Below are 13,586 nucleotides of genomic sequence, written 5' to 3'. Positions count from 1 at the left end.
CACATCCGTTCGTGCTCAACCGGAGGCAACTCGTGTCCGCACCACCCGTCCCGCCCGCGTCCGCCACCGTCCGGGTGCCGGCCGGGACCACGGCCGGGGCCGCGGTGCGCGAGGCCGGGCTGCCCGCCAACGGTCCCGAGGCCGTCGTCGTCGTCCGCGATCCCGACGGGCGGCTGCGTGACCTCGCGTGGGCGCCGGAGGCCGACGTCGACGTGGAGGCGGTGCCCGCGGACTCCGAGGACGGCCGCAGCGTCATCCGGCACTCCGCGGCACACGTCCTCGCGCAGGCGGTGCAGCAGCTGCACCCCGAGGCGAAGCTCGGCATCGGGCCGCCCATCCGCGACGGGTTCTACTACGACTTCGACGTCGCGACGCCCTTCACGCCCGACGACCTGAAGAAGCTCGAGTCGGCGATGAAGAAGATCATCAAGGCGGGGCAGCGGTTCTCCCGCCGGCGCTTCGCCGACAAGGACGAGGCCCGCAAGGAGCTCGCCGACGAGCCGTACAAGCTCGAGCTGATCGACCTCAAGGGGCCCGAGGAGGACGTCGTCGAGATCGACGCCTCGGGCGAGCTGACCATCTACGACAACGTTCACGCCCACACCGGCGAGACGGTCTGGTCGGACCTGTGCCGCGGTCCGCACCTGCCCACGACGCGGTACATCCCCGCGTTCAGCCTCACCCGCACCGCCGCTGCGTACTGGCGCGGCGACGAGAAGAACCCGCAGCTGCAGCGCATCTACGGCACCGCGTGGGAGAGCCAGGAGGCGCTCGACGCGTATCTGGAGCGCGTCGCCGAGGCCGAGCGTCGCGACCACCGGCGCCTCGGCGCGGAGCTCGACCTGTTCTCCTTCCCCGATCAGATCGGCTCGGGGCTCGCGGTCTTCCACCCCAAGGGCGGCATCGTCCGCAAGGAGCTGGAGGACTACTCGCGACGCCGGCACGAGCAGGCGGGCTACGAGTTCGTCAACACCCCGCACATCACCAAGGGGCAGTTGTTCCGCACCTCGGGCCACCTCGAGTGGTACGAGGAGGGGATGTACCCGGGCATGATCCTCGACGAGGAGCGCGACGCCGACGGGAACGTCCGCAAGCCCGGCCAGGACTACTACCTGAAGCCGATGAACTGCCCGATGCACAACCTGATCTTCGACGCGCGCGGGCGCAGCTACCGCGAGCTGCCGCTGCGGCTGTTCGAGTTCGGGACCGTGTACCGGTACGAGAAGTCCGGCGTCGTGCACGGGCTGACCCGGGCCCGCGGCTTCACCCAGGACGACGCGCACATCTACTGCACCGAGGAGCAGATGGAGGGCGAGATCGCCTCCCTGCTGCAGTTCGTGCTGGAGCTGCTGCGCGACTACGGGCTCGACGACTTCTACCTCGAGCTCTCCACCCGCAACCCGGAGAAGTCCATCGGCAGCGACGAGGCCTGGGAGCGGGCGACGAACGTGCTCCGCAAGGTCGCCGAGGAGACGGGCCTGCACCTGGTCGACGACCCGGGCGGCGCCGCGTTCTACGCGCCCAAGATCAGCGTCCAGGCGAAGGACGCGATCGGCCGTACCTGGCAGATGTCGACGATCCAGGTCGACCTGATGCTGCCCGACCGCTTCGACCTCGAGTACACGGCCTCCGACGGCTCCCGCAAGCGGCCGGTCATGATCCACCGGGCGCTGTTCGGCTCGATCGAGCGTTTCTTCGCGGTCCTGCTCGAGCACTACGCGGGCGCGTTCCCGGCCTGGCTCGCGCCGGTCCAGGTCGTCGGCATCCCGGTCACCGACGACCAGCGCGAGTACGTCGAACAGGTCGCGGCGACGCTGCGCGAGCGCGGCGTGCGGGTCGAGGTCGACTCCGGCGACGACCGGATGCAGAAGAAGATCCGCACCCACACCCTGCAGAAGGTGCCCTTCATGCTGGTCGTGGGTGCGCGCGACGTCGAGGCCGGTGCGGTGAGCTTCCGGTTCCGCGACGGCACGCAGGTCAACGGGGTGCCGGTCGCCGACGCGGTGGCGGCCGTGCAGGCCTGGATCGGCCGTCGGGACAACACGTCGCCGACCGCCGAGTCCTTCACGGCCGCGCACTAGGCTCGTCGGCATGGACGAGCCGGCCCTGGAGCCTCGCGACGGGGTGGGGACTCCCGACGGTTTCCGCCGGCTGTGGACGCCGCACCGGTTGGCCTACATCAAGGAGGCGGGGGAGAGCGGCTGCCCGTTCTGCCGCATCCCCCGGCTACCCGACGAGGAGGGCCTGGTCGTCGCGCGCGGGGCCAGCGTGTTCGCGCTGCTCAACCTGCACCCGTACAACCCGGGCCACCTCATGGTGCTGCCGTACCGGCACGTCGCGGAGCTGGAGGAGCTCACCGGCGAGGAGTCGGCCGAACTGATGGCCTTCACCCAGCAGGCCGTCCGGGCGATGAAGAAGGTGGCGGCGCCGCACGCGTTCAACGTCGGGCTGAACCTGGGGACCGTGGCGGGCGGATCGCTGGCCGACCACCTGCACCAGCACGTCGTCCCGCGCTGGGGCGGCGACGCGAACTTCATCGCCGTCGTCGGGCAGACGAAGGTGATCCCTCAGCTGCTCACCGAGACCCGTGAGCTGCTCGCGGAAGCCTGGGAGAGCGCTGAGAGCGGCGTGCCCGGCGCAGGTCGCGGGTCCGCACAGGACTAGGCTGGACCTGGTCCAGACCCTCGTTCCCATCGGCAGGAGTCGGCAGCAGCCGATGCTCAACGTCTTCGCCCGCGCCGGCGTCAACCGCGTCACCGACCCGATCGGCCGTCGGCTGGTGGCGCTCGGCGTGACGCCCGACGTCGTGACCGTCGTCGGGACGATCGGGTCGGTCGCGGCGGCGCTGTGGTTCCTGCCGCGCGGCGAGCTCGTCGTCGGGCCGTGGATCATCACGCTGTTCGTGCTGTTCGACCTCGTCGACGGGGCGATGGCCCGCGCCCGCGGGTACTCGACGGCGTTCGGCGGGGTGCTCGACTCGGTGTGCGACCGCGTCGCCGACGGTGCCCTGTTCGCGGGGCTGGCCTGGTGGTGCCTCGGCGTCGGGCAGGAGCGCACGCTCGGGATCGCCGCGCTCATCTGCCTGGTCGCGGGCCAGATCACCTCCTACGTGAAGGCACGGGCCGAGGCGGCCGGTCTGCGGGCCGACGGCGGGCTCGTCGAGCGGGCCGAGCGGCTGATCATCACCCTGCTCGGCACGTTCCTGCAGGGCGTCGGCGTCCCGTACGCGTTGTCGGTGGCGTTGTGGCTGCTCGCGGCCCTGTCGATCGTGACGGTCGGGCAGCGGGTCGTCGCGGTGCACCGCAGCGCGCAGGAGGTCGACCGGGCCGAACGGCAGGGATCGTGACCGCCGCCGGGCTCGCCGAGCGGCTGGTCGACCCCGCGTTCGCCGCGGGCTGGCGGCTGGTCCGGATGCTGCCGTCGGGTGTCGCGGCTACGGTGTTCGAGCAGGCGGGGGAGCTCGCCGCCCGTCGTGCCGGGACGGGTGTGCAGACGTTGCGCGCCAATCTCTCGCGGGTCGTGCCCGACGCCGGGCCCGCCGAGCTCGACGTCCTGGTCCGCGCCGGCATGCGCAGCTACGCCCGCTACTGGTGCGAGGCGTTCCGGCTGCCCGCGATCTCGCCGGGGCACATCGTCGAGGCCACCGTCCAGACCGGGATCGACCCGGCGCTCGCGGCGCTGGCCGAGGGCCGCGGCGTCGTGTTCGCCCTCCCGCACAGCGGCAACTGGGACGCGGCCGGGGTCTGGATCGTCGAGACGATGCGCCGCCACGGGCTGCGGGCCGGGTTCAGCACCGTCGTCGAACGGCTGCGGCCCGAGCCGCTCTACCGGCGGTTCGTCGCCTACCGCGAGTCGCTCGGGTTCGAGGTCTTCTCCGCCGACGACGGCGCCGCCGTCTACCGGGGCCTGGTCTCGCGGCTGCGGGCGGGTGGTCTCGTCTGCCTCGTCGCCGACCGGGACCTCGGCGCATCGGGTGTCGACGTCACGCTCTTCGGGCAGCCCGCCCGGATGCCGCCCGGGCCCGCGCGGCTCGCCGCGATGACCGGGGCCCTGCTGATGCCCGTGCACTCCGGGTTCGAGGGCGCCGGCTGGCGGCTGACCATCGGGGCGCCGATCCCGGTCCCCGGCAAGGCCGCCGTCGCCGCGGCCACCCAGGCACTGGCCGACGTCTTCACCGAGACGATCCGCCGTGCCCCGCAGGACTGGCACATGCTCCAGCCGTACTTCACCGCCGACCTCCGCACCACGGCGGCCGCCGCATGACCGCCCGCACGTCGACGCCGCTGCGGATCGGCATCGTCTGCCCGTACTCGCTGGACGTTCCCGGCGGGGTGCAGAACCACGTCGTCGATCTCGCGCGGGCGCTGATCCGGCTCGGGCACACCGTCGACGTGCTGGCCCCCGCCGAGGACGACCGCGACGACGACGACCCGCCGCTGCCGCCGTTCGTCACCCCGACCGGGCGGGCGATCGGCGTCCCCTACAACGGATCGGTCGCGCGGATCACGTTCGGCCCGGTGACCTACGCCCGGGTCCGGCGCTGGCTCGCCGAGCACACCTTCGACGTGCTGCACCTGCACGAACCCACGACGTTCTCGATCTCGGTGCTCGCGCTGCTCGCCGCGGAGGGCCCGATCGTCGCGACGTTCCACACCTCGACCGAGCGCTCCCGCGCCCTCACCGCGTTCGGCGGGGTGCTGCGGCCGCTGATGGAGAAGGTCACCGCGCGCATCGCGGTGTCGACGCTGGCCCGGCGGGTGCAGGTCGAGCACCTGGGCGGTGACGCCGTCGAGATCCCCAACGGCGTCGACGTCCCGCTGTTCGCCGACGGCCCGCTGCTGCCGGGGCACCCCCGCCCCGGGGTCGAGACCGTCGGGTTCCTCGGCCGCTTCGACGAGCCGCGCAAGGGCATGGCGGTGCTGCTGGCGGCCGTCGAGAAGCTCGCGCCGCACCGGCCGGGGCTGCGGCTGCTCGTCGTCGGCCGTGGCGACGTCGACGCGCTGGTCCGCCGCGCCGGCCCGCTCGCCCACCGGCTCGACGTGCTCGGCGCCGTCGACGACGCCACCAAGGCCGCCGCGTTGCGCTCGATGCACATCTACTGCGCACCCAACCTCGGCGGCGAGAGCTTCGGCATGGTCCTCACCGAGGCCATGGCCGCCGGCGCGCCCGTACTGGCCAGCGACATCGACGCGTTCCGCAGGGTCGTCACCGACCCGGCGGGCGGGCCGGTGGCGGGCGAGCTCGCCGCCGCCGGCGACGCCACCGCGTTCGCCCGCGCACTCGACCGGCTGCTCGACGATCCCGCCCGTCGGGCCGCGCTCGGTGCGGCGGGCCGGGTGCGCGCCGCGGCGTTCGACTGGCCCGTCGTCGCGGGGCAGGTGCTGCAGGTCTACCGGGCCGCGGTGGCGGCCGACCCGCGCCGCGTCGGCACTGCGGGGGTGCCCGCCTGATGAGCGTCATCGGCTGGGTCGTGCTGGCGGTCGCCGTGCTGGTGGCGGTGACGGTCGTCGTCTCCTGCATCGGGCGCGCCCGCAGGCTCGACCGGCTGCACGTTCGCACCGACGCAGCCCGCGCCGGCCTGCACGCCGCCCTCGACCGGCGGGCCGCCGCCGCCGTCGACTGCCTGCCCGTGCTCGAGGCCACCGGGGACCCGCGGCGGGTGGCGGCGCTGCGCGACGCCCTCGACGCGCGCACCGGCACCCGCCCGCCGCCCGGCGACGGCCGGGCCGAGACCATCGAGAACGCGCTCACCCGCGCGCTCGCCGACGTCGACCGCGCGCGGCTGTCCGACGACCTCGTCGGCGAGCTCGCCGACGCCGAACAGCTCGTCGTGCTGGCCCGACGCGTCCACAACGACGCGGTCCGCGACACCCTCGGGCTCCGGTCCCGCCGGCTCGTCCGCTGGCTGCACCTCGCCGGGACCGCGCCCGTCCCGGAGTACTTCGAGATCGCCGACCCCGAGGTGGCGCGGAGCACCACCGGAGCGACCCCGGGCAGGCGCGTTCCCTGACGTACGATCGACAGGTCGTTCTCTTCGTCAGAGAGGTTCCATCGTGTCGTCCGACCAGGCCGTTCCCACCCCCGCCGCCGAGCAGACCGACGCCGTGCAGGGCACCGCGCGTGTCAAGCGCGGCATGGCGGAGATGCTCAAGGGCGGCGTGATCATGGACGTCGTCACGCCCGAGCAGGCGAAGATCGCCGAGGACGCGGGCGCCGTCGCGGTCATGGCCCTCGAGCGCGTCCCCGCCGACATCCGCGCCCAGGGCGGTGTCGCGCGCATGAGCGACCCCGACATGATCGACGGGATCGTCAACGCCGTCAGCATCCCGGTGATGGCCAAGGCGCGCATCGGGCACTTCGTCGAGGCGCAGGTCCTGCAGTCGCTGGGCGTCGACTACGTCGACGAGTCCGAGGTCCTCACGCCGGCCGACGAGGCGCACCACATCGACAAGTGGGCCTTCACCGTGCCGTTCGTGTGCGGCGCGACCAACCTGGGCGAGGCCCTGCGCCGGATCGCCGAGGGCGCGGCGATGATCCGGTCGAAGGGCGAGGCGGGCACCGGCAACGTCGTCGAGGCCACCCGGCACATGCGCCAGATCCGCAGCGACATCCGCCGTCTCGCCACGCTCGACGAGACCGAGCTGTACGTCGCGGCCAAGGAGCTGCGGGCGCCGGTCGAGCTGGTCCGCGAGGTCGCGGCCGCGGGCAAGCTGCCCGTCGTCCTGTTCACCGCGGGCGGCATCGCCACCCCGGCCGACGCCGCGATGATGATGCAGCTCGGCGCCGAGGGCGTGTTCGTCGGCTCGGGCATCTTCAAGTCCGGCGACCCGGCCCAGCGTGCGGCGGCGATCGTCAAGGCCACCACGTTCCACGACGACCCCGACGTGATCGCCAAGGTCTCGCGCGGGCTGGGCGAGGCGATGGTCGGGATCAACATCCCCGATCTGCCCGCCGAGCAGCGGTACGCCGACCGCGGCTGGTGACCGCTCAGGCCTGACGGGCCGCCCCGCACCGCGCGGGGCGGCCCGCTTCATGTCCGGACTGCCGCCGGTCGGGCCGGCGCGCGCTGGTGACCCCCGGCGCTGGTGACCCGGTTCCTGGTCTGTCCGGCAGCTGCCGGGCTGTCGGAGCGCGTGGGGCGGCGCGCCGGTGCCGCTCTCGAGATCGGTAACCCCTCGCGGCCGCGGGCCGCCGCCAGGTTTGGCGTCGTGCCCAGGGTGAACTACCTCGGTATGACGATCCTCGACGCGATCACCGGTGGCCTCGAACGGGCGACGGTGCTCGACCGACCCGCCGCCGCGGCCAGGAAGACGGTTTCCACCGTCCTGGCCGACCGGCGCATCAAGGACGCGCTGCACGGGGTGTGGCTGGGCCATGCACTGCACCCGGCGCTGGCGCAGCTGACACTGGGCTCGCTCACCTCGGCGGCCGTGCTCGACCTGCTCGGGGGACGGCGCCAGGAGTCGAGCGTCCTGATCCGGGCGGGGCTGTTGACCGCCCCTCTGACCGTCGCCGCGGGCTGGGCCGACTACGCCGAGAGTCATGAGGAGCAGCAGCGCGTCGGTGTCGTCCACGCCGTCACCAACGCCTCCGCATTGGCCCTGTTCGCGACCGCACTCGTGCAACGCACCCGGGGCCGCAGCGGGCGGACCGCGTCGGTGCTCGGCGGCACCGTCGCCGGTGTCGGCGCCTGGCTGGGGGGCCATCTGGCCTACCGCCAGGCGTTGGGCCCCAACCAGGCCGAGGCAGTCCCGCACACCGGGCCCGAGGACTGGCAGTCGCTGGGTCCCGTCGCCGAGCTCCCGGACGGGACCGCCGTCCAGCGCCGGGCCGGAGCGGTCGACGTGCTCGTCGTGCGCCGCGGCGACGAGGTGTCCGTGCTCTCGGACCGCTGCCCGCACCTGGCGGCGCCGCTGCACGAAGGTGAGCTCGACTGCGCATCGGGGGAGATCACCTGCCCGTGGCACGGGAGCGTGTTCCGGGTCGGCGACGGGGCCGTCGTGCACGGTCCCGCCACCGCGCCGGTGCCCGGGTTCGCAACCAGGGTGCGCGACGGCGTCGTCGAGGCACGGGTGCTCACCTTTCCCGGCGTTCCGGCGAGCTGACCGGCGGAGTGTTGCGGGGGCGTGGCGGCGGTCCGTCACGCCAGGGCGACTACGTGTACTCCATGACCAGCATCGCGGCGCTCCCGGGAGCGAGTGCCGTGTAGCGGTGGGGCAGGTCGGCGGGGAAGCAGGCGTAGTCGCCCGGCCCGAGCTCGACCTCGGCGCCATCGGGCCCGGCGAGCCAGCGCCCGGCGGTCACCAGCATGTGCTCGACGGTGCCGGGGATGTGCGCGTGCGCCTCCCGCGCCGGCCCGGGCTCGGCCGTGACGAGGTGCAGGTCGCGGCGCGCACCGGGCGGGCAGGCGGCGAGCAGGGCGCTGCTGAACGGGGCGCGCTCCGCGGTGAGGGCCGCGCTCTCACCCGAGCGCAGCACCCGCACGGCCTGCACCGGCGTCTCGACCAGCCGGGCGAACGGGACCCCGAGCGCGACGGCGAGCGCCCACAGCGTCTCGACGCTCGGATTGCCCGCACCGCTCTCGAGCTGCGACAACGTCGACTTCGACAGCCCGGCGCGACGTGCGAGCTCGCCGAGGGAGAGATCGCGGCGGGTCCGTTCACGGCGCACCGCGTCGGCGATCGCCTGCAGGGGAGGCCCGGCCGTCGCCGCCTCCGTTCGTTCCACAGAACGCTCCGTTCGACTTGACGAACAGCACACTGGTGTTCAGTGTAGGGGACCATGCGTTCGTTCCGTCGAACACCTGGAACCGGCGACGCCGACGGCCGCGACGTGCGCGACGACGGCGGCGACCTGCGCGACGTCGCCGCGCTCGCCGCAGCGATCGGCGTCGTGGGCGCGTCGTTCGGGGCACTGGCCGCGACCGCGGGCATGCCGTTGCCCATGGTCGTCGGGATGTCGCTGATCGTCTTCGCGGGCGGGTCGCAGTTCCTCGCGGTCGCCGTCGTGGCGGCGGGCGGCGGCGCGGTGGCCGCGGTCGTCGGTGGGCTGCTGCTCAACCTGCGGCACCTGCCGTTCGGGCTGGCCATGGCGCCGGTGGTCGCGGACCGGCCGCTCGGTCGGATCGTCGGGGCGCACGTGCTGATCGACGAGTCGGTCGCGTTCGCGCGGGCCCGCGGCACCGGCCCGCGGGCGCGCCGGGCGTTCTGGGCGTGCGGGGTGTCGTTCTTCCTCGTGTGGAACCTGGGCACGGTCGTCGGGGCACTGGCGGGCGCGGCGATGCCCGATCCGGCGACGTTCGGCGTCGACGCCGCGTTCCCCGCCGCGCTGGTCGCGCTGCTGCTCCCGACCCTGCGCGCGGCCGACGCCCGCCGGGTCGGACTGGGTGCCGCGGCGGTCGCGCTCGCGGCGACGCCCTTCCTGCCCCCGGGGTTGCCGGTGCTCGTGGGCCTCGCCGGCCTCGCGCTGGCCGGCCGCGCGCCGGCCCGGACCCGCCCCGGGGAGGCGTCGTGACCTGGCTCGCGATCGCGGTGCTCGGCGCCGGCACCTACCTGGTCCGGCTCGCCGGCCTGTTGCTGCGGGGGCGGGTCACCGTCCCCGAGCGGCTGCAGCGGCTGCTCGACCTCGGCGCGGCCGCGTTGCTCGTCGCGCTCGCCGCGACGGCGGCACTGACCCAGGGCGACGGTTTCGCCGGCTGGGCGCGCCCTGCCGGGGTCGCCGTCGCCGGGGTCGCCGCGTTGCTGAAGGCACCGTTCGTGCTGGTCGTCGTGCTGGCGGCGGCGACGACCGCGGGCCTGCGGTTGGCCGGGGTCCCGTGAGCCGCTGCCCCACGGCCGCGCGCCGGGGACCACGAACGGCCCGTGTCCCCGGGGACGGAGGCACGGGCCGTCGCAGCCCTCCCGGTCAGGTGGCGACAGACGCAGGCGCGGCGTCGTACCGCGCGAACGCCCGGGTGAAGGTCGCCGTACCCGACGTCATCGCCCGCAGGTCGACGGCGTAGCGGAGCAGCTCGACCCCCGGGATCTCGGCGATCACCAGGGTCCGGCCGGTCCCGGCGACCTCGGTGCCCAGCACACGGCCGCGCCGGGACGAGAGGTCGCCCAGCACCGCCCCGAGATGCTCGTCAGGGATGCGCACGCGCACCTCGTCGAGCGGTTCGAGCAGCACGGTCCCGCAGGCCTCGGCCGCCTCGCGCAGGGCGAGTGCGCCCGCGGTCTGGAACGCGGCGTCGGAGGAGTCGACGCTGTGCGCCTTCCCGTCGACGAGCGTCGCCTTCACGTCGATCACCGGGTAGGACGTCTCCCCACCCGCGGTCAGCCCGCGCTCCAGCTGGGCCCGGATGCCCTTCTCGACGCTCGGGATGAACTGCGTCGGCACCGCCCCGCCGACGACCTTGGACTCGAAGACGAACTCGCCGCCGCGGGGCAGCGGCTCGAACTCGACGTGGCACACGGCGTACTGGCCGTGCCCGCCGGACTGCTTGACGTGCCGGCCGGTGACCCTCGCCTTGCGCGCCAGCGTCACCCGCATCGGAACGCGCACCGGTTCGGTGTCGACCTCGGCGCCGCCCGCCCGCAACCGCGACAACACGACGTCGGCATGAGCCTCGCCCATGCACCACAGCACGGTCTGGTGGGTCTCGACGTTGCGCTCCAGGCGGAGCGTGGGGTCGGCCGCGACGATCTTGGACAGGGTCTTGACCAGTGCGTCCTCGTCGCCGCGCGACCGCGCGACGACGGCGACGGGCAGCAGCGGGTCGGGCAGGTCCCAGGCCTGCAGCAGGAGCGGGTGGTCGGCCGCGGAGACGGTGTCGCCGGTCTCGGCCGACCCGAGCTTGGTCAGCGCGCAGATGTCACCCGCGATGCAGCTGTCGACCTCGCGCAGGGTCGCGCCCAGCGGGGAGTAGACGTGGGCGAGCCGCTCGTCGGCGTCGTGACCGTTGTCGTCGTGGGCCGCGTCGGTACGCGTGGTGACCTCGTCGGCCGCGCTCCGCTGGGCGGGGATGTGCCCGCTCACGTGCACGGTGCTCTCCGGGCGCAGCGTGCCGGAGAAGACCCGCACCAGCGAGACGCGTCCGACGTAGGCGTCGGCCGAGGTGCGGACGACCTCGGCCGCCAGCGGCCCGGCCGGGTCGGCGGCCAGCGAGTCGTGGGCGCCGCCGTCGACGCCCGAGACGTGCGGCAGCGGATGTTCGAGCGGGGACGGGAAGCCGCCGACGACGACCTCCAGCAGCGCGTCGAGCCCGATCCCGCTGCTGGCGCAGACCGGGATCAGGGGGTGGAAGGTGCCACGTGCGACCGCCGTCTCCAGGTCGTCGATCAGCGTCGCGACGTCGATGTCCTCGCCGCCGAGGTAGCGCTCCATGAGCGTCTCGTCCTCGGACTGCTCGATGATGCCCTCGATGAGCTCGCCGCGGGCGTCGTCGGCGTCGTCGGGTGCGGCGTCGGCCGGGGTCTGGGACAGCAGGCCGTAGAGCCCGTCGAGCCCGCCCTCGGCCGACAGGATCGGCAGGTAGAGCGGCGCGACGCCGGAGCCGAACGCCTCGCGGCACGCCTCCGTGGTGGCCTCGAGTGCGGCGCGCGCGTGGTCGCAGCGGGCCACGACGACGGCGCGTGGCATCCCGACCTCGGCGCACTCCTCCCACTGGGCGACGGTCGCGGGGTCGATCGTGCCCTCGTGGCCCTCGGACGCCGGGATCACGAAGAGCGCGGCGTCGGCGGCGCGCAGGCCCGCGCGCAGCTCGCCGACGAAGTCCCCGTAGCCGGGGGTGTCGATCAGGTTGATCTTGGTGTCGCCGTGCAGCAGCGGCGCGACGGCCAGTGCGACCGAGCGTTGCTGGCGGACGGCGGCGGGATCGTGGTCGCACACGGTCGTCCCGTCGAGCACGGTGCCCTGCCGGGGAATGACGCCCGTGTGCGCGAGCAGCGCCTCCACGAGCGTGGTCTTCCCCGCACCGCTGGGCCCGACGAGGACCACGTTCCGCACATGGGCCGGGTCGGCGACGGCGGGAATCCTGCCGGTCCCCGCTCGTTGCCCGCTGTCTGCTCTGCCGCTCATGGCGACCACCTCCGACACGGTGTCGAGCACGGCGCGCCGTTGCGCCGGGCTGTGCTCGATTTCACACCTCCGCCCCCTTGGTCACAACCCCGGAAAGGCTGATCAGCGCGGGAGTAGGGTCCTTCGCCGTGCCCATCCCCGGACCCGGTTATGCCATCACCGCGCGCGTCGAGGCGCCCGCATCCGCCAGCGCCGCCGGCGATCTCGCCGTCGCGGTCGGCCGCGTCGGCGGGGTCGTCACCGCGTACGACGTCGTGGACGCCCGTACCGACACGATCGTCGTCGACATCAGCTGCAACGCGCTCAACGAGGCGCACGCCGAGGAGATCACCGCCGCGCTCGAGGCGTTGCCCGGGGTGTCGGTGCGCAAGGTGTCGGACCGGACGTTCCTGCTCCACCTGGGCGGCAAGATCGAGATCCAGTCGAAGGTCAGCCTGCGTACCCGCGACGACCTCTCGCGCGCCTACACCCCCGGGGTGGCGCGGGTGTGCCAGGCGATCGCCGCGAACCCCGCCGACGCCCGGCGGCTGACCATCAAGCGCAACACCGTCGCCGTCGTCACCGACGGGTCCGCGGTGCTCGGGCTGGGCAACCTCGGCGCGGCCGCGGCGATGCCGGTGATGGAGGGCAAGGCGGCCCTGTTCAAGCGGTTCGCCGGGGTGGACGCGTGGCCGGTGTGCCTGGACACCCAGGACACCGAGGAGATCATCCGGACCGTCCAGATCCTCGCCCCCGCCTACGGCGGCATCAACCTCGAGGACATCGCGGCGCCCCGCTGCTTCGAGATCGAGCGCAGGCTGCGCGAGATGCTCGACATCCCGGTCTTCCACGACGACCAGCACGGGACCGCCGTCGTGGTGCTCGGCGCGCTGCGCAACGCGCTGCGTGTCGTCGGCAAGAAGTTCGCCGACTGCCGTGTCGTCGTGTGCGGGGTCGGCGCGGCGGGCTCGGCGATCATCCGGCTGCTCGCGTCGGAGCAGACCGCGGACGTGCTGGCCGTCGACATCGACGGCATCGTGCACCGCGACCGGCAGGGGATGGACGGGAACCTCGTCGAGATCGCGGGGCTCACCAACGCGCACAACGTGTCCGGCTCGCTGCGCGACGCGCTCGTCGGGGCCGACGTCTTCATCGGGGTCTCGGCGCCGAACCTCTTCGGGGCCGAGGAGGCCTCGACGATGGCCGACGACGCCGTGATCTTCGCGCTGGCCAACCCGGACCCGGAGATCGACCCGGCCGTCGCGCACCGCTACGCCGCGGTCGTCGCGACGGGCCGCTCGGACTACCCGAACCAGATCAACAACGTGCTCGCGTTCCCCGGCGTCTTCCGCGGTCTGCTCGACGCGCAGGCCCGCGACATCACCGACCGGATGCTGCTCGCGGCGTCGGCCGCCATCGCCGACGTCGTGACCGAGCCCAACCCGTCGTTCATCGTGCCGAGCGTGTTCGACCCGACGGTCGCGCCGGCCGTCGCGGACGCCGTGCGGTCGGCGGCGACGGCGGCTGCGGCCGCCCGCCCGGGGAGCTGA

At 73.9% G+C, this 13,586-nt stretch carries 13 protein-coding genes; 11 read left to right on the top strand and 2 right to left on the bottom strand.

Annotation, left to right across the window (positions count from 1 at the left end; genetic code table 11):
* Positions 1–32 precede the first annotated feature (32 nt).
* The 8 genes from thrS (at position 33) to PSED_RS18130 (ending at position 8,105) form a co-directional block, all read left to right on the top strand.
* On the top strand, positions 33–2,081 hold the full coding sequence (thrS, locus tag PSED_RS18165; protein WP_013675703.1) for a threonine--tRNA ligase: 2,049 nt from the start codon (positions 33–35) through the stop codon (positions 2,079–2,081).
* Positions 2,082–2,091: 10 nt separating this feature from the next.
* Positions 2,092–2,664, top strand: coding sequence for an HIT family protein (locus PSED_RS18160; RefSeq protein ID WP_013675702.1), 573 nt, complete (start codon positions 2,092–2,094; stop codon positions 2,662–2,664).
* A 52-nt stretch (positions 2,665–2,716) separates the two neighbouring features.
* A complete protein-coding gene (gene pgsA / locus PSED_RS18155; RefSeq protein ID WP_013675701.1) occupies positions 2,717–3,346 on the top strand; it encodes a phosphatidylinositol phosphate synthase in 630 nt (209 codons plus the stop codon).
* Complete coding sequence (locus PSED_RS18150) at positions 3,343–4,263, top strand: phosphatidylinositol mannoside acyltransferase (RefSeq protein ID WP_013675700.1); 921 nt, start codon at positions 3,343–3,345, stop codon at positions 4,261–4,263. The genes pgsA and PSED_RS18150 overlap by 4 nt, the downstream gene beginning before the upstream one ends.
* A gap of 20 nt (positions 4,264–4,283) precedes the next feature.
* On the top strand, positions 4,284–5,450 hold the full coding sequence (locus PSED_RS18145) for a glycosyltransferase family 4 protein (RefSeq protein ID WP_041761564.1): 1,167 nt from the start codon (positions 4,284–4,286) through the stop codon (positions 5,448–5,450).
* The gene (locus PSED_RS18140) at positions 5,450–6,010 is read left to right on the top strand and encodes a hypothetical protein (protein ID WP_013675698.1); all 561 of its coding nucleotides are present in this window, start codon (positions 5,450–5,452) and stop codon (positions 6,008–6,010) included. The genes PSED_RS18145 and PSED_RS18140 overlap by 1 nt, the downstream gene beginning before the upstream one ends.
* Before the next feature lie 43 nt (positions 6,011–6,053).
* Positions 6,054–6,983, top strand: coding sequence for a pyridoxal 5'-phosphate synthase lyase subunit PdxS (gene pdxS / locus PSED_RS18135; RefSeq protein ID WP_013675697.1), 930 nt, complete (start codon positions 6,054–6,056; stop codon positions 6,981–6,983).
* Positions 6,984–7,208: 225 nt separating this feature from the next.
* The gene (locus PSED_RS18130) at positions 7,209–8,105 is read left to right on the top strand and encodes a Rieske (2Fe-2S) protein (protein WP_233899069.1); all 897 of its coding nucleotides are present in this window, start codon (positions 7,209–7,211) and stop codon (positions 8,103–8,105) included.
* Between the two features lie 49 nt (positions 8,106–8,154).
* Here the strand turns inward: PSED_RS18130 and PSED_RS18125 are convergent, their stop codons facing one another.
* Complete coding sequence (locus PSED_RS18125; RefSeq protein WP_013675695.1) at positions 8,155–8,727, bottom strand: helix-turn-helix domain-containing protein; 573 nt, start codon at positions 8,725–8,727, stop codon at positions 8,155–8,157.
* Positions 8,728–8,781: 54 nt separating this feature from the next.
* Here PSED_RS18125 and PSED_RS18120 point away from each other — a divergent pair, with 54 nt between their 5' ends.
* Together PSED_RS18120 and PSED_RS18115 are read left to right on the top strand one after the other, a co-directional pair.
* Positions 8,782–9,513, top strand: a complete 732-nt coding sequence (locus PSED_RS18120; RefSeq protein ID WP_013675694.1) for an AzlC family ABC transporter permease — start codon at positions 8,782–8,784, stop codon at positions 9,511–9,513.
* A complete protein-coding gene (locus PSED_RS18115) occupies positions 9,510–9,818 on the top strand; it encodes an AzlD domain-containing protein (RefSeq protein WP_013675693.1) in 309 nt (102 codons plus the stop codon). The genes PSED_RS18120 and PSED_RS18115 overlap by 4 nt, the downstream gene beginning before the upstream one ends.
* A gap of 85 nt (positions 9,819–9,903) precedes the next feature.
* On the opposite strand, the gene PSED_RS18110 is transcribed toward PSED_RS18115, so the two are convergent.
* Positions 9,904–12,057, bottom strand: coding sequence for an elongation factor G-like protein EF-G2 (locus tag PSED_RS18110; protein WP_013675692.1), 2,154 nt, complete (start codon positions 12,055–12,057; stop codon positions 9,904–9,906).
* Positions 12,058–12,185: 128 nt separating this feature from the next.
* Between PSED_RS18110 and PSED_RS18105 the strand changes: the two genes are divergently transcribed.
* Complete coding sequence (locus PSED_RS18105; RefSeq protein WP_013675691.1) at positions 12,186–13,586, top strand: NAD-dependent malic enzyme; 1,401 nt, start codon at positions 12,186–12,188, stop codon at positions 13,584–13,586.

Origin of the sequence: Pseudonocardia benzenivorans CB1190, assembly GCF_000196675.2 — a bacterium.
In the GTDB taxonomy this organism is placed as follows: Bacteria; Actinomycetota; Actinomycetes; order Mycobacteriales; family Pseudonocardiaceae; genus Pseudonocardia; species Pseudonocardia benzenivorans.
This window is presented reverse-complemented; position numbering and strand designations above follow the sequence as displayed.

Bases quoted from the DNA above. Each gene is read 5' to 3' on its own strand.
- PSED_RS18160 (WP_013675702.1), top strand. From the start codon at position 2,092: ATGGACGAGCCGGCCCTGGAGCCTCGCGACGGGGTGGGGACTCCCGAC.
- pgsA (WP_013675701.1), top strand. From the start codon at position 2,717: ATGCTCAACGTCTTCGCCCGCGCCGGCGTCAACCGCGTCACCGACCCG.
- PSED_RS18140 (WP_013675698.1), top strand. From the start codon at position 5,450: ATGAGCGTCATCGGCTGGGTCGTGCTGGCGGTCGCCGTGCTGGTGGCG.
- PSED_RS18120 (WP_013675694.1), top strand. From the start codon at position 8,782: ATGCGTTCGTTCCGTCGAACACCTGGAACCGGCGACGCCGACGGCCGC.
- PSED_RS18110 (WP_013675692.1), bottom strand. From the start codon at position 12,057: ATGAGCGGCAGAGCAGACAGCGGGCAACGAGCGGGGACCGGCAGGATT.